This window comes from Maribacter litopenaei, from assembly GCF_025244665.1.
GTDB classification, from domain to species: domain Bacteria; phylum Bacteroidota; class Bacteroidia; order Flavobacteriales; family Flavobacteriaceae; genus Maribacter; species Maribacter litopenaei.
The window spans coordinates 2,060,442-2,076,924 of record NZ_CP104205.1 but is presented as its reverse complement, the minus strand read 5'-3'; the positions used below and the strand labels follow the sequence as shown (position 1 = coordinate 2,076,924).

General features: G+C 40.7%; 8 protein-coding genes and 4 pseudogenes. 1 reads left to right on the top strand and 11 read right to left on the bottom strand.

The features are described 5' to 3' along the window. The 4 genes and pseudogenes from NYZ99_RS11160 to NYZ99_RS11145 form a co-directional block, all read right to left on the bottom strand. Positions 1–1,167 carry an MFS transporter gene (locus tag NYZ99_RS11160; RefSeq protein ID WP_260571209.1) on the bottom strand — a complete coding sequence of 389 codons (1,167 nt, stop codon included), beginning with the start codon at positions 1,165–1,167 and terminating at the stop codon, positions 1–3. Positions 1,168–1,174: 7 nt separating this feature from the next. Then, complete coding sequence (locus tag NYZ99_RS11155; protein WP_260571208.1) at positions 1,175–1,363, bottom strand: nuclear transport factor 2 family protein; 189 nt, start codon at positions 1,361–1,363, stop codon at positions 1,175–1,177. Beyond that, entirely contained in the window at positions 1,306–2,607 is a 1,302-nt protein-coding gene (locus NYZ99_RS11150) for a nuclear transport factor 2 family protein (RefSeq protein ID WP_260571207.1), read from the bottom strand. Before NYZ99_RS11150 ends, NYZ99_RS11155 begins: the two co-directional genes overlap by 58 nt. Before the next feature lie 111 nt (positions 2,608–2,718). Further along, positions 2,719–4,931 (bottom strand): annotated as a pseudogene (locus tag NYZ99_RS11145) (bifunctional alpha,alpha-trehalose-phosphate synthase (UDP-forming)/trehalose-phosphatase). A gap of 102 nt (positions 4,932–5,033) precedes the next feature. Here NYZ99_RS11145 and NYZ99_RS11140 point away from each other — a divergent pair. Then, a pseudogene (locus NYZ99_RS11140) lies at positions 5,034–6,837 on the top strand (glycoside hydrolase family 15 protein). Between the two features lies 1 nt (position 6,838). On the opposite strand, the gene NYZ99_RS11135 reads toward NYZ99_RS11140, so the two are convergent. The 7 genes and pseudogenes from NYZ99_RS11135 to NYZ99_RS11105 all read right to left on the bottom strand — a co-directional run bounded on the left by NYZ99_RS11135 (position 6,839) and on the right by NYZ99_RS11105 (position 16,423). Continuing rightward, on the bottom strand, positions 6,839–8,275 hold the full coding sequence (locus NYZ99_RS11135) for a pyridoxal phosphate-dependent decarboxylase family protein (protein WP_260571206.1): 1,437 nt from the start codon (positions 8,273–8,275) through the stop codon (positions 6,839–6,841). 101 nt (positions 8,276–8,376) lie between these two features. After that, positions 8,377–10,188 (bottom strand): annotated as a pseudogene (locus NYZ99_RS11130) (acyl-CoA dehydrogenase family protein). A 12-nt stretch (positions 10,189–10,200) separates the two neighbouring features. After that, on the bottom strand, positions 10,201–11,391 hold the full coding sequence (locus tag NYZ99_RS11125) for an acetyl-CoA C-acyltransferase (protein WP_260571205.1): 1,191 nt from the start codon (positions 11,389–11,391) through the stop codon (positions 10,201–10,203). Positions 11,392–11,394: 3 nt separating this feature from the next. Next, a pseudogene (locus NYZ99_RS11120) lies at positions 11,395–13,799 on the bottom strand (3-hydroxyacyl-CoA dehydrogenase/enoyl-CoA hydratase family protein). Positions 13,800–13,814: 15 nt separating this feature from the next. After that, entirely contained in the window at positions 13,815–14,267 is a 453-nt protein-coding gene (locus tag NYZ99_RS11115; RefSeq protein ID WP_260571203.1) for a MarR family winged helix-turn-helix transcriptional regulator, read from the bottom strand. A gap of 109 nt (positions 14,268–14,376) precedes the next feature. Then, complete coding sequence (locus tag NYZ99_RS11110) at positions 14,377–14,628, bottom strand: hypothetical protein (RefSeq protein ID WP_260571201.1); 252 nt, start codon at positions 14,626–14,628, stop codon at positions 14,377–14,379. A 25-nt stretch (positions 14,629–14,653) separates the two neighbouring features. Then, complete coding sequence (locus NYZ99_RS11105) at positions 14,654–16,423, bottom strand: AMP-dependent synthetase/ligase (protein ID WP_260571200.1); 1,770 nt, start codon at positions 16,421–16,423, stop codon at positions 14,654–14,656. Positions 16,424–16,483: the final 60 nt, after the last annotated feature.

Here is a 16,483-nt window from a genome sequence, read left to right as displayed (position 1 = left end):
TTAAACGTTTTTAAGTCTAATAAGATGCCAAACTCCCAGCGCTGGATATACGGCCAATACTAAAAACAAATAGTTGATGCCAATGATGTGCTGTAAGTAGCTAAGCAGTTGAATACTGACAATAGTTATACCGAATCCTATACAAGTGGTTAAGGTAAGTGCTGTACCTTTTATTTCGCCAGTGGCGGATACGGCCACTAATTTGGATAATTGTGGGGAATCTGCAGTCACTGCAAAACCCCATAAAGACCAAACCATTAAAAATTGTACTGGAGGTAGTTTGAACAAAACAGGTGAGAGAAGGCAGCATATTCCGGATATGATAAGTGCTCTTACAGCTACTTTTCTACTACCTATTTTTTCGGATATTATTCCTCCTAGACCACATGAAACACTACCAATACCAATGATGATGCCTGTCCATAAAGGCACTAAAATTTCACTTCCGGTAATAGAGTTGTAAAATGAAATGGCTATTGGTGTGAAGGCCCAAAATGCATAGAGTTCCCACATATGCCCAAAGTAACCTAATGCCGCCTTTTTAAATCTTATGTTTTTAAAAAGTTTGGGTGCCACATCTAATTGAATTCGTTTGCTAGGCAACCTAAATGGTCCGTTTGGGACCAACAAGTACAACAAAAGACCACCTAGAGTTGTTATCCAAGTTGTTACTTGTATAACTATTTCATAATTCTTCCCCCAATCCGTTCCATTTAACAAATAGGGGAAGGCGGTACCTAGTACAAGGGCGCCAACAAGAAAACCTAAAGCTTTTCCTAAGCCTTTTTCATAGTAATCAGCCGCAATTTTCATCCCAACGGGATATATACCAGCCAGAAAGAATCCAGTACTAAATCTTGCAAATAATAGGGTATAAGAAGTAAGGTTTGGGAAAATGAGTATAAGGTTGGATAACGCGGCACAAAATGCACAAATCATGAAAACTTTGGACGGTGCTAGACGATCAACAATCATTAAAAGTCCAAATAGGAGAGTACCTATAATAAAACCCAACTGGACAGATGATAGCACCCATCCTATGATTTCCTTCCCCGGACCTGTTTTTATTATTAATTCATCTATAATGGTATTCCCCGCGAACCAGGGGGAGGTGCATGCAAACTGAGCAATAATGACGGTTGGAAGAATGTGTGGTTTTGGCTGCAATACTTTTTTATCTTACAAAAGTGACCTTGGCTATTTTTCCATTCTCAACCTCATAAATGGCTACGGCAGAAAAGGTATTACCATTGGCCGTAACCTCTTCTTCATCTATAACTTTATTACCAATAATCATCCTGTTCTTTATTTCACAATGCAAGTCTGAAGTCGATTTAAAAAATCCGTCATAGCCTTTTCGCATTTCCTTAGGACCTCCGTAGCTAGGATTTTTGGAAAGTTATAGAGTTTAACATCGTCCGAATAGGTTGCCATAAATGCTTCGATATTCCTTTTATTATAGGCCTCCAACTGTTCTTGAACTATGGGTTCAGGGTCAGGTTCGGTGCCATTCTCAAAAATAAAGGTCATGCTCGAAATTCGGTCGGCCACCTCGTATATTGCCACTTGATTAGAAATACTTTCTCCCCCCGTGACTTTTTCATGGTCGATTACAAAATTTCCCACGGTGATTCGATTTACAACTTCTACGTCATATTTCTTGTTATCCGGGGACAGGCTCCCATAGTTCTCCCGCATTTTTTGATGTCCGAGATATAGGGTGTCTGCCGGAAAATTTTGAACTACCACATTTTCATCATAACAATTAACGAAGGCCTCTAAATCGCCCGAATTATAGGATTCCACCTGTTTTTGAACAATTTTGTATTTGGGATCTTCGCTAACAAAGGCTAATCTTTTTCCATTTGGATTGATGGACAGTCTGGAAATTTTAGTAATTTCATTTTTATCGAAGGTGTGTAGCTGTTTCCAGGATGTGCCCTTGTTATAATCAAAACTTAGTAAACTATTTTCATACCCTGTTATAATGGTCCCGCTTTGAATCCAGCAAATATCTTCCGATGGATCGATTAACCCTACAATGTTAGTTGTTGTCCCGGAAATGGGATGCATGGATTTTATCATGGTCGTGTCGTTTTCCTTTGAAATATAACTGATCAGCTCCGTTTGGGGAATCCTGTGTAACGACCTGCCCACATTTTTTTGCATGGTGTAGCGGGTATTGTTTTGGAGGTTTACGACAACCAAATCCATTCGGTTTTCAACCAAAACGGTACATACAATAATATGGTCGTTGTACCATACATGATACCCTACTTTTAAATCGGAAATAAGTTCTTGGTCTTGACCAGTCTTAAAGTCATACTTATACAATCTTTGAAGCCCATCATTGTCTAACCTAATAGCGGAAATATCTTCTTGACCTGTTATTCTCAAAGGGGAATATTCACCCCCATTTGGAGTATTGCTGATCCACGATTTTGATTCGGAATTAATATGGTAAAGTGCTATATCTGTTTGTCCGTTTCGGGTGAAAGCAAAAAGTATTCGGTCGTCATCATAAAAGGAAGGTTGATTGTCATAGCCTTCATTGTTGGAAATATTTTTGGGTTCCCCGATTTTGATAGCACCATCTGTCCATTCCAAATCCGCCGAAATACCTCCGTACTAGGCTGAGATACACATTTTAATGAAAAAATTAAAGAGAGTAACGAAAAAAATAATAACCGACTCATTCGTATTTCATAAGGTTCCATTTTAATGCATGTCCGCAAATCGGCCTAAAATGTCCCTTACATTTTTTGTATTGTCCACAAAGTATTTTGCGTGGGTTTTTTGCCTTCCAACCTTAACCGTAATGGCATCTTCGGGCAATTCCTGGAACATAAATTCATCCGTCCAATCATCCCCAATGGCAAATACAAAATCGTAATCATGTTCAGAAAACACCCGCATGGATGCCCTGCCCTTATTTACGTTGCTACTTTTGATTTCCATGACCTTATTACCGTTTAAAACACTGAGATCATCATTTGCAATCAAACTGGTGAGTACCGTATTCAGTTCTACAGCACGTTTTTGGCCAAAGTCAGGATCCGTATTTCTATAATGCCATGCCAGGGAGTAGTTTTTCTCCTCGATAAAACTTCCAGGAGTTCTGTCGACAAAAGAATCCAAGACCGGATGTATTTTTTCCATCCAATCTTTTTTTACCTTTTCCAGCATTCTAAAGTCTTCCCCATTCGGGAAATCCAAACTCCATGTTCCACAATCATATTATACTCTTTGTGCATAAACCATTTGGTAAAGGTTTCCTTGTCCCTTCCGCTTATCAGATACATATCTGTATCCTCCTGAGCCGCAATTTCGTCTAGCAATTTGTACAACTCCTCATCTGGTTTAGCCATTTGGGGATCTTTATGAAATCCAGCCAAGGTTCCGTCATAATCCAAGAATACAAGTCGTTTATTGGCCGATTTGTAGTTTTTCATTACTGTATTCATCAAATCTACCGATAGCCTTCTGGAAATATAGGTACGATCTTTCTCCTTTTGGTTGAGCAGGGAGTTCATGAAGTCATTGGCCCATTTCTCCACATTGTAACGTTCAAGCCTTTTCCGGAGAAGGGTATTACGTTGCTGTTGTTCCTCTTTGGGCATATTGATAGCCTTGTCCAAGGTATCCGCAATTTGCTCAAAGTTATTGGGGTTTATTAAAAGGGATTCGTTCATTTCATTGGCGGAGCCTGCCATTTCACTCAATATCAACACGCCGGTCTTGTCCGTTCTTGTGGCTATATACTCTTTGGCCACTAAATTCATTCCATCCCTAATAGGGGTCAACCAAGCAATATCACAGGTTGTATATAGGTCAATGAGATTATCAAAGGGCATCGATCTATAAAAATACCAAATAGGGGTCCAACTTACGGTAGAAAGCTCTCCATTGATGCGCCCCACCAGCTCATCTATTTCTTTTTTCAGCAATTGATATTGGGGCACATTGGATCTTGAGGGCACCGCAAGAATAATTAAGCGGACCTTTTCCTTGTATTGTGGATACTTGTTCAAGAAGTATTCAAAGGCGTTCAATCTCTTCGCGATACCCTTGGTGTAGTCTAATCTGTCAATGGAAAGAAAGAATTTCGCATCGGGGGTGGATTCCTTATGTGTATCAAGTCTTTTTTGTAATTCGGATTTTTTAGACTCATCACGTTGTGCATGTTCCTTTGCTGCTTCGCTGAATTTTTTATAATCTATTCCCATAGGGAATGAGTCAACTTTAATGACTCTGTCATCCAAATAAATATCATTAAAACTTACTTCCGGACCCAAAAGCCTGCGTACCGAACTTAAAAAGTGGCGTTCATAATCATAGGTATGAAAACCGATGAGGTCCGAGCCCAAAAGCCCTGCCAAAACTTCTTTTCGCCATGGCAATGTCCTGAATATTTCAAAGGATGGAAAGGGGATATGTAGAAAGAATCCTATGGAAACATTCGGACGTTTTTCCCTTACCATTTGTGGTACCAACATCAATTGATAATCATGAACCCAAATAACATCGTCATTATCGGCTTTTTCCAAAATGGCATCGGCGAATTTTTGGTTGACGCTTTTGTAAATTTCCCAACTCTCCCATTCAAATTCTGAATACTCCATAAAGTAATGAAATAGGGGCCAAACGGTGCGGTTGCTAAATCCAAAGTAAAAACCGTCGACTTCATTTTGGGTGAGCTTTACCTTAGAGGATCCATGCTCGGCCAAGGCATCGTCTATTTGGGATTCCAATTCATCCGGTGTTTCTTCGTCCGTCAGGCCGCTCCAACCTATCCAAAGGCTATCGCCTCCCGAATGGACGGATTTCATTCCGGTAGCAAGTCCACCCACACTTGGTATCGCTGTAATGGTTCCATTGCTAATTTGTAATTGTACTGGGAGTCTATTTGAGATTATGATAGTTTTGGCCATAAATAGCAATTTTTGCTTTGAAATAAATTTAATTTCCCTCAATTTCGGGAAAAAGAAGGGCAATAGCAATTGAAAGCCCAAATGAATCAAGATTTTTGTTGAATGAATAATTTAGACTACGGAATAATTGGGAATTGCCGAAGTGCGGCATTGGTTTCAAAAAATGGATCTATAGATTGGTGCTGTTTGCCGGAATTCGATTCCTCTTCACTTTTTGCCAAACTTTTGGATGAGGAAATCGGAGGTAGTTTTGAAATTTTGGTCGATGATTCCTATACCATAGAGCAGCGCTATAAAAAACATACGGCTGTTTTGATAACGAACTTCTCCTCAAGTGAAGGCGTATTCGAAATTCGTGATTTTATGCCAAGATATAGAAAAGCGGGCGGGGGTTATAATGCTCCTCCGAATTGGTTAGATTCGTCAAGCATATAAGTGGAAGGCCCAAGTTCAAAGTTAAATACAATCCACGTTTGGAATATGCCCATGGGAAAACAGAGACCTATGTAAAGAAGAACTTCATTGTAAGTCTTACCCACGGCGAAAAATTCGATACCTGTTTCCTGTATACCTCTTTCAATAAAAATGCAGTTGTAGAAGGCAGGGAAATCGAGGTCAAGGATGACGGTTACTTTCTTTTGGGTTATAATGAAAAGTTGTTTCAGCCTACGGTACGTAAAATGTATACCGAATTGGAGAGAACCAAGGTATATTGGCTGAATTGGAGCAGTAGGACCCCTAATTATAGAAAGTATAATTCCCAAATAAGTAGAAGTGCCATCACGCTAAAGTTGTTGACGTACGATAAGTCCGGCGCCGTTTTGGCCGCGGCAACTACCTCCTTACCGGAAACTATAGGAGAGGTGCGTAACTGGGACTATCGCTTCTGTTGGATACGTGACGCCTCCATGGCCATAAAGGTCATTGGGGAGTTGGGCCACAGGAACGTTGCCAAAAGATATTTACAGTTTATCGTAGATCTTATTCCCGATAAGGATGAGAAACTGCAGATTATGTATGGCATCAATAAAGAGAAGAAGCTTACGGAACGAACCTTGGACCATCTAGCAGGTTATAAAGGGTCTAAACCGGTTCGTATAGGGAATGCGGCCTATAAACAGCGGCAAAACGATATTTACGGCATTCTCATGGATGTTATTTATGAACAATTGTCCAAATACAGTAATGACACCGAAAATGGTGAGGATTTATGGGGCATTACCAAAGGTATCGTCTGGATCGTATCACATCACTGGAAAGAGGCAGACAAGGGCATATGGGAATTTAGGACAGAGGATAGGCATTTTACATTCTCAAAAGTATTGTGTTGGGTGGCCATTGACCGAGCCATTAAGGTGGCAGATTATTCAGAAAAACCCACAAGTTGGAAAAGTGGACACAACTGGAACAGGAAATAAAAAACGATATTCACGCCAATGCTTGGAACCCGGAGGTAAATGCCTTTACCCAATCCTATGGTTCCACGGATATGGATGCTTCCGTATTGCTGATGGAATCCTATGGATTTATCCACGCCAAAGACCCAAAGTTTGTTAACACAGTACATGCCGTGGAAAGGGAACTTAGTAATAATGGTTTGTTATATCGGTACAAGAACGAAGACGATTTTGGCTTACCATCCTCATCCTTTACCATTTGTACGTTTTGGTTTATCAATAGTTTATTCAAAATTGGGGAGGAGGAAAAGGCGATGAAACATTTTGATAAGCTCTTGTCCTATAGTAACCATTTAGGTCTATTTAGTGAAGATATTGATTTTAAGACTAAAAGATTGTTAGGCAACTTCCCTCAAGCGTACTCACATCTAGCCTTGATCGAATGTGCTATTAATTTTTCAAGACAGGAAAGTGAGGAACAGGTATTGGCCTCTATCAGTAAGCTATAAATTACGGTGAAATTAGTTTTTTGGCAATACCTTCTATCTTTTTCAATAGCTTTTGAAAATGTTCTTCCGTTGTGAAGGGATTCATCACGGTTACACGTAAATAGTGCCAACCCCTTAACTTGGTCTGTACAATATAGAACTCGCCATCTTCCAAGAGTTGTTGGCGTATTTTGGCATTTAACTCGTTTAATTGGTCTTGGGATAAGCTTGAATCTACAAATCTAAAACATACGATGTTTGCCATTGGGGTAACGGCCAATGCAAACGAAGTATGGTTATTGACTATTTCACCAAATGCCGACCCCATATCATAAAGCTGGTTTACATAAGCTTCAAAGACTTCCTCACCATAAAACTTAAGCATGGTATACCAATGTATGCTCATCATCGTCTTGGTGCACTCAAAAGTTCTTTTACCCGAATTGTACCAGTCTTCATGGTCGGAATCGGTTAGTAAATAGTCTGCTTTTTGGCTAAAGGTTGCATGGGCATAGATACCGTTTTTTAATAGTAGGGCAGTGGTGATAGTAGGTAGCATCATCATTTTGTGTCCATCGATGACCACTGAATCCGCTTTTTCTATTCCTCTTAATGTATGTTTATATTTTTTGGAAAAGATACCTGCGCCGCCGTGGGCACCGTCCACATGAAACCATAAGCCATGATTTTCTGCAAAGTTCCCAATAGCCTCCAAATCATCGAAAATGCCTGTCGCCGTTGAAGGAGCGCTTCCCACTATAGCAAAGATAGAAATACCTTTATTCGTTGCATCTTTATATTTTTCTTCCAAAACCAAAGTATCCATTTGAAAGGATTTGGTACAGGGTATTTTAATGATTCCTTTCTCTCCCAATCCCATGATTCTTGCGGCTCTATCCACACAGTAATGGGCTTCCTCGCTTACCATAATGCCTAAGGGTCTGCTCATGCCCTCGTTCCAAATATTTTCTTTTGATATTGCCTTTCTTGCTGCCAAAAGGGCTGTCAGATTCGCCAAGGTACCTCCGGAGGTCAAAAATCCACGAGCTTCTGAATTCCATCCTATTTTTTCGCAAAGGATATCTGTAACTACCCTTTCTATGGCACTTGGGGACATCCCCATTTCGTATACCGCCATCCCATTGTTCAATAAGGAACTGATCATGCCGGTAAGGGCTGTGATAGGTGCTGCCGGGCTTACCTGATGACCTATATAGTGTGGATGATGTACATACGTGGTGCGCTCGGTAATCGTTTTGAAAAGATCATTTTCATTACCATTTATCAAAAACTCCTTCCAAAATAGTAACTCTTGTTCAGGGTCGTTCCAGTGTATGGCTTTATCTGAATCCTCATTTAATTTGTCATTTAAATGGGCAGTTAACTCATCAACCAACCGATACCCTTTTTCTTGAAAGAATACCGGCGAATAGACCTTTTGTAAAAGTTTGTTTGTCATTCATCAAAATTAGCTGCTTCCCATAATTTCTACAAATAAAAAAACCGCCCCAATAAGGAGCGGTTTTGCTTCTGTCTAACAAAACAAAAGGGCAATCTGAATTAGTCAAAGGTGTAACCCTGGTCTGCAGCTACTTTATCCGCAATTTGAGTGCGTAACGCTACCACATTTGGGTTATTGGTATATTTTGTAAAACGTTTGAGTCCCATAAGCATCATTCGCTGTTCATCCCCTTCGGCAAAGGAAACAATGGCCTCCTTACCTTTCTCGGATGATAATCTCCGTGGCCCTATATAAATAGAGTCTCGGACATTGCAATTTGCGTCGCTTGAGCCTCCTCACCAAAACGTTTGGCGTTTTTCTCTGTTCTTAAAAGAGCCGATTCAGCAAGATAAACTTGAATCAATATATCCGAAGCCGACATTAATAATTGCTGGTGTTCTTCCAATTCAGGATCAAATTTTTGAACAGCACTTCCGGCAACCATTAAGAACACTTTTTTCAATCGTTTTAATAGGTCTTTTTCCTCAGCGAACAATTCTGAATAATCCGGAGTTTCAAATGAAGGTATTCCCATTAGTTCCTCACCTACAGCAGTAGCTGAACCCAATAAATCTACATGACCTTTCATAGCTTTTTTGATGAGCATACCTACTGATAACATTCTATTGATTTCATTGGTTCCCTCATAAATGCGGGCAATCCGTGCGTCTCGCCAGGCAGATTCCATAGGAGTATCGGCACTGAAGCCCATGCCTCCAAAAATCCGGATCCCTTCATCGGTGGTGTGCTGTACATGCTCCGAAACTGCCACTTTTAAAATGGAACATTCTATGGCGTATTCTTCCACACCTTTCAGTTCAGCTTCCTGATGGGAGTTACCATCCGCTTCTCGAATGGCAATCCTATCCTCAATATTCTTGGCGGCACGATAACAGGCTGATTCATCTACGTAGGTATTCGTTGCCATATCTGCAATCTTTGCCTTAATAGCGCCAAAACTTATTATCGGAGTTTTAAATTGAATTCTTTCATTGGCATATTTTGTAGCTTCGTTCACTACGCGTCTTTGTGCCTCTAAACATGCAGCTGCCAATTTAATACGACCTACATTCAAGGCATTCATGGCAATTTTAAAACCATTGCCTCGTGTGGAAAGCATATTCTCAACGGGAACCTTTGTCTCATTAAAAAATACCTGACGTGTAGAGGAAGAATGGATACCCAACTTTTTTTCCTCATCCCCTAGGGTTATTCCATTTTTAGGATCATTCTCCACGATAAACCCGGTAATATTCTTATCATCCTCAATTCTTGCAAAAACAATGAACAGATTGCAGAAGCCCGCATTGGAAATCCACATTTTTTGGCCGGTAATGCTATAATATTTTCCGTCATCGGATAACACGGCCTTTGTCTTACCTGAATTGGCATCCGAGCCTGCTCCTGGTTCCGTTAAGCAATAGGCACCAAACCATTCGCCTGTAGCCAGTTTTGGCACATATTTTTGTTTCTGTTCTTCCGTACCGTATAGCGTAATAGGCATAGTACCGATACCGGTATGTGCCCCAAAGGCAGTGCTGAAAGACCCGGTTGCACCTGATATGTAATCGCATACCAACATGGTGGATACAAATCCCATGCCCATACCTTCATATTTTTCTCGGAACAGCGATACTCAAAAGGCCTAATTCACCAGCTTCACGCATACATTCTTCCGTGTAGGCGTAGTCTTTCTTTTCAAATCGTTCCCAGTGCGCCCAAAGTTTACGGTCAACAAATTCCTTGGTGCTATCACGCATCATTTTTTGTTCTTCGTTGAGGTCTTCAAGGGTGAATATGTCTTCACAATTGGTCTCTTTTACTAAAAATTGACCTCCTCTAAGGATTTCCTGTTTCGTTTCTGTGCTCATAGCTTTTTCTTTCTAATTCAAAAATTCATAGATTCCTGCGGCACCTTGACCGGTACCTACACACATGGTAACCATTCCGTATTTACCGTTCATGTTACGTTTTCGCATTTCATCAAACAGTTGTACGGACAATTTTGCCCCGGTACATCCTAAGGGGTGTCCCAATGCAATGGCCCCACCATTTACATTTACTATATCCGGATTCAATTTCAATTCCCGGATGACCGCTAGGGATTGCGATGCAAAGGCTTCGTTCAATTCAATCAACTCCACATCTTCCTGATTTAGTCCGGCCTGTTTCAAAGCTTTGGGTACTGCTGCCACGGATCCAATACCCATAATTCTCGGAGGTACGCCGGCAGCAGCGTAGTTTACCAATCTAGCTATGGGTTCCAAGTTAAGCTCCTTGACCATTTCCTCACTCATGACCATCACAAAGGCAGCACCATCGCTCATCCGGGAAGAGTTTCCAGCGGTTACACTACCATCGGCGGCAAAAACTGGTCGTAGTTTTGCCAGTGCCTCCAGGGATGTTCCTTTTACGGATCCTTCGTCCTTTGCTACGGTGTATTTTTTGGTGGCTTTTTTACCATTTTCGTCCACATATGTTTGCTCAACCTCTATAGGTACTATTTGGTCTTGAAACCGGTCTTCCGCTTGTGCTTTTAAGGCCTTCATATGGGAATTATAGGCAAACTCATCTTGGTCTTCTCGGGAGACATTGAATTCCCTTGCCACCGCCTCGGCGGTATTTCCCATGCCCCAGTAGTAGTCTTCATGTCCGGACTTCACCAAATCATAGTTGAGCTCGGTCTTATATCCGGTCATGGGCACGGCACTCATACTTTCTGCTCCCCCGGCTATTATACAATCTGCCATTCCTGATTGTATTTTCGCCGTAGCTATTCCAATGGTTTCAATTCCCGAGGAACAAAAACGGTTTACTGTTACCCCTGGAACGTCGACGATGTCCAACCCCATTAGGGAAATCAATCTTGCCATGTTCAATCCTTGAGAACCTTCCGGCATTGCATTTCCTACGATGACATCATCAATTCGTTTTTTATCCAAGCCCGGCAATTCCTTCATCATGTACTCGATGGTTTCGGCAGCTAGTTCATCTGTTCGTTTGAATCTGAATACTCCTTTTGGAGCCTTTCCTACCGCGGTCCTGTATCCTTTTACTATATATGCTGTCCTCATTTCTTAATTTCTAAGTGGTTTACCTGTTTTTAACATGTGTTGGATGCGTTCCAAGGTTTTTCTTTCGGTACAGAGGGACAAAAATGCCTCTCTTTCCAAATCCAATAAGTACTGTTCCGTTACCATTGTTGGTTCCGATAAATCGCCACCCGCCATTACATAAGCCAGCTTATTGGCAATTTTTTTATCATGTTCACTGATATAATGGCTAGCTTCCATAGAATCCGTTCCAACTAAGAACATGCCCAAAGCCTGTTTGCCCAAGACCTTTACATCCTTTCTCTTGGGTGGTTGGGTATATCCGGATTCCGCCATTAACCTAGCATATTCTTTGGCAGTTGCTATTTGTCTGTCCTTATTCACCACCACGATATCCTTACCGTGTTGAAGGATGCCTAAATCATAGGCTTCATAGGCAGAAGTGGAGACCTTGGCCATACCAATCGTCAAGAAGTATTCCTGTAATACATTTAATTCTACATCTCCCTTCCTGAAAGAATCCGAAGCTCTCATGGCAAATTCTTTGGAACCACCGCCTCCTGGGATTACACCTACTCCAAACTCCACTAACCCGATATAGGTTTCTGCCGCAGCCACTACTTTATCCGCATGAAGCGATAGTTCACAGCCACCCCCAAGGGTCATCCCATGGGGTGCCGAAACAGTGGGTATTGCCGAATAACGCATGCGCATCATAGTGTCCTGGAACATTTTTATGGCCATATTGAGCTCATCGTATTCCTGTTCCACTGCCATCATGAAAATCATTCCAATATTTGCTCCTACGGAGAAATTTGCTGCCTGGTTTCCAATAACCAATCCTTGAAAATCCTTTTCGGCTATGTCGACGGCCTTATTCAGTCCGGCCAAAACATCCCCTCCAATAGTATTCATTTTGGATTGGAATTCACAGTTTATGATTCCGTCTCCTAAGTCCTCTATGACTACACCACTATTTTTAAAGACCTCCTTGGTTTTACGAATATTATCCAAAATGATAAAGGCATCCTGACCCGGAACCTTGACCATTTCTTTCTTGGGAATATCATAATAGTAGGTATTACCGTCCTTCACACTATAAAAAGAAGTGATACCTGAGTCCTTCATTTCGGTTACCCAAGATGCAGCGGTCCGGTTTTCAGCTTGTATAAATTCCAATCCCTTTTCCAAGCCGACAGCATCCCAAATCGGAAAGGATCATGCTCCCATCCAAAACCGGCTTTCATGGCGTCGTCTATTTTATATAGTTCATCTGAAATTTCTCGGAATCCGGTGTGAGACGTATGCAAATAACTGACCAAAACTTTTTCGGTAAAATTCTCCAGCCTTGTCTTTGCCTGCAACTAATACAGGAAATCTATCCACAACCTTGTCAATGGTTTTGGTCAATTCCAATGTGCCAAATTTTGCACTTTTCTTGGATATATATTCCATAGTATCCAGATCTAAAGTCAAGATTTCACTTTTGCCTTTATCGTCTTTTACCTTTTTATAAAAGCCTTGGCCCGTTTTGCTACCCAACCATTTATTCTCCATCATGGTTTTGATGAAATCCGGCAGGGCAAAAAGCTCATGGCGCTCATCATCCTTACAGTTTTCGGAAATTCCGTTCGCTACATGTACCAAGGTGTCCAACCCAACGACATCTACGGTTCTAAAGGTGGCGGATTTGGGGCGACCTATTACCGGCCCCGTCAATTTATCAACTTCTTCTACGGTCATGTCTAATTCCTTGACCGTATGGAACAAACTTTGTATGCTAAATATACCGACTCTGTTTCCTATAAATGCAGGGGTGTCCTTTGCAACAACGGAGGTTTTTCCTAGAAACTTCTCGCCGTAGCCATTTAAAAATTCCAAAACCTCAGGAAGTGTCTTAGGACCTGGTATTATCTCAAACAGTTTTAAATAGCGGGCAGGATTGAAAAAATGGGTTCCACAAAAATGTTTTTGAAAGTCGTCACTTCTTCCCTCGCTCATAAACTTTATAGGAATACCGGAAGTATTTGAAGTAATTAGTGTTCCAGGAGTTCTATGTTTTTCCAGGTTTTCAAAAACCTGTTTTTTTATGTCCAAGCGTTCTACAACAACTTCGATAATCCAATCGACCTTTCCGACCTTGGAAATGTCATCCTCTAAATTACCCGTGGTAATTCTATCGGCAAATTTTTGATGATAAATAGGGGACGGTTTGGATTTTAGGGCTGATGCCAAGGAATCGTTTACCAATCTGTTCCGTACGACCTTGTCTTGCAATGTAAGTCCTTGTGCTTTTTCTTTGTCGGTAAGTTCCCTCGGTACAATATCCGAAGTAATACTTCTACTCCTATATTGGCAAAATGGCAAGCGATTCCGCTTCCCATAATACGAGAACCAATTACCGCTACTTTTTTAATATGCTTGTTCATTTGACTTAAGCTGTATTATTTGTTTGATGTGTCTTTTGTATATATTTTTTTATCAGAAATGAGTTTGTTGATGACCTCTGTAACCTCAAAAAAATGCTTTAATTTTTCTTCTGAAACATGATGTTTAACCACTTCATTGAACCTTAGTACAACGTCTTTGGAATCCTTTCTTTTCTCAAGACCAAAATCCGTTAAATGTATCAAAACGCCACGCCCGTCAGCCGGGTTCGGTTTTCTCTCGATTAACCCTTTTTGCTCCATGCTTTTGAGTATTCTAGATAAACTTGTAGCCTCCATACCCATTTTGGGGCCCAAAGAAGTTGAAGGAGTCCCAGTTTTGGGATCTATACTTAATAAGGTAAAACCTAGAGCCATTGTTAAATCAAAATGTTTGGCCTCTTCGTTATACAATCGGGCAACAGCCTGCCATGTAGCTCGAAGGGCATAATCAATGGTAACTTCCTTCATGGGTTTTTTAGTTGGTTACCAAATATATAAAAATTTATTATGCATGCATAATAAATTTTTAAAATGTTTTTGTTTTATGTAGTAAGTCTTGATTCGAGTAGAATTGGATTTATCCCTCGCTGTTTTTTCTCCTTTTTAACTCATTACTTATAAAAGCACTGAAGAGCAACGGAATGACAACTAGTATCGGAGCAATTACGGATGGGATCAAATAAATCAACTTCATTTCTTCTCCTTTTGACAATTTAGACAATTCAAAACCAATAATTAACGACATGGTGAAAACTCCAAAAATCAGGATTCCAAGAATAATTTTGTTGAACTTTTTTAGTTGATCGGTACTGTATTTTTCAAAGGCCATTTTAGGTTTATTAATTGGTTAATACTCAATAGCCATAAATGTCATTATATAGGTTGATATACTTTTCCTTGATAATTTTCCTTCTAAGCTTCATGGTGGGAGTAAGGTGCCCGCCTTCTACGCTCCAAACATCCGGAGTGAGCCTAAACTGTTTCACTTTTTCCCATTTGGCAAATTGTTCGTTTGCCAGGTCCACCTCAGTTTGATATTGTTCCAGGACTATGGGATTCAAAATAATATCAGAGTTTTCAGGGATGGTAATACCTTTTTTTGTAGCCCAATCGTGCAAGTATGCGAAATCTGGTTGAATAAGGGCCGCTGGCATTTTCTCGCCTTCTCCAACTACCATTAGCTGTTCTATAAATCGTGATTGTTTAAAACGGTTTTCCAATAATTGTGGTGCCACGTACTTGCCACCTGAGGTTTTGAACATTTCCTTTTTACGGTCTGTAATCTTCAGAAAACCATCGGAATCAATTTCACCAATATCACCGGTATGGAAATAACCATTTTTTAAAACTTCATCGGTTTTTTCTTGATCTTTGTAATATCCTAACATGACATTGGGGCCTTTGCACAGTATTTCCCCATCATCGGCAATTTTTACCTCCACTTTGTCTATGATTCTCCCAACCGTACCAATTCTCCAGCCTCCATCTTTTTCCTGGTTGACCGAAATTACCGGAGATGTCTCGGTAAGACCATAGCCTTCCATCACAGGAATACCCGCCGCGCCAAATACCCTGCTTAAACGGGGTTGTAAGGCGGCACTCCCGGAAACCATAGTTGTCAGATTACCACCAAGGCCTTCCTGCCACTTACTGAAAATTAACTTTCGGGCCAGTTTTAATTGCTGTTCATACCACCATCCATTGGCACCATAAGGTTCAAATTTAAGACCGACCGATACCGCCCGGAAAAAGAGCTTTTTCTTGATACCCGTCAAGGCGCTTCCCTTGGCGATAATGGCGTCATATACCTTTTCCAATAGTCTAGGCACCACCGTCATGACATTCGGTTTTACCTCCTTTATGTTATCACTGATTTTGTCTAGACCTTCGGCAAAATGGATTTCGATACAACAATATTGATAAAGGTACAGTATCATTCGTTCAAATATGTGACATACCGGAAGGAAGCTCAAGGCACTGGCACCTGCTTTAAAGGGAACCCTCTTTTCGCTTGCAATAACATTGGAAACAATATTGTCGTGAGATAGCATTACGCCTTTAGGTCTTCCCGTAGTTCCTGAAGTATAGATTAACGTGGCTAAATCAGTTGACTTCACCTGTTCTTTACACTTTTCTACTTCAGATTGATTGGATTCATCCTTTCCCAAGTCAAGTATTTTTTGCCAACTATCGCAGTCGTTCAAAGTATCAAAACTATAGACACCTTTTAAATGTTTTAATTGTGATTTGATGGTGTTTAACTTCGCCAATACTTCTTCGCAGGAGACAAAGCAATAGGTGGCTTCCGAGTGGTTTAAGACGTATTCGTAGTCTTCCTCTGCGATGGTAGGATAAATAGGTACCGTTTGGGCACCTAGCTGTAACACTCCAATATCCATAATATTCCACTCGGTCCGATTGGTCATGGATATGATGGCGATTTTATCGTTTGGCTTTACACCCAGTCTCAATAACCCGCGGCTGATTCCATTCGCTTTACCAATATACTCCTGTGTGGAGGTAGAAATCCATTTTCCATCGTATTTTGTTATCAACGCTTTGTCTAAGGGATGATTTTCCATTTGATAATAAGGAAAATCGAATAGGCGGGTCACTTTTTGCATAGTCGGTTTATAAAACTTTATTGCAAAATACTGAAAGAACTTGGGATTTTAAAGAGGCAA

Excerpts from the sequence above, each read along its gene's own strand:
- NYZ99_RS11155 (WP_260571208.1), bottom strand. The coding sequence starts at position 1,363 with ATGCGAAAAGGCTATGACGGATTTTTTAAATCGACTTCAGACTTGCAT.
- NYZ99_RS11135 (WP_260571206.1), bottom strand. The coding sequence starts at position 8,275 with ATGACAAACAAACTTTTACAAAAGGTCTATTCGCCGGTATTCTTTCAA.
- NYZ99_RS11125 (WP_260571205.1), bottom strand. The coding sequence starts at position 11,391 with ATGAGGACAGCATATATAGTAAAAGGATACAGGACCGCGGTAGGAAAG.
- NYZ99_RS11115 (WP_260571203.1), bottom strand. The coding sequence starts at position 14,267 with ATGAAGGAAGTTACCATTGATTATGCCCTTCGAGCTACATGGCAGGCT.
- NYZ99_RS11110 (WP_260571201.1), bottom strand. The coding sequence starts at position 14,628 with ATGGCCTTTGAAAAATACAGTACCGATCAACTAAAAAAGTTCAACAAA.
- NYZ99_RS11105 (WP_260571200.1), bottom strand. The coding sequence starts at position 16,423 with ATGCAAAAAGTGACCCGCCTATTCGATTTTCCTTATTATCAAATGGAA.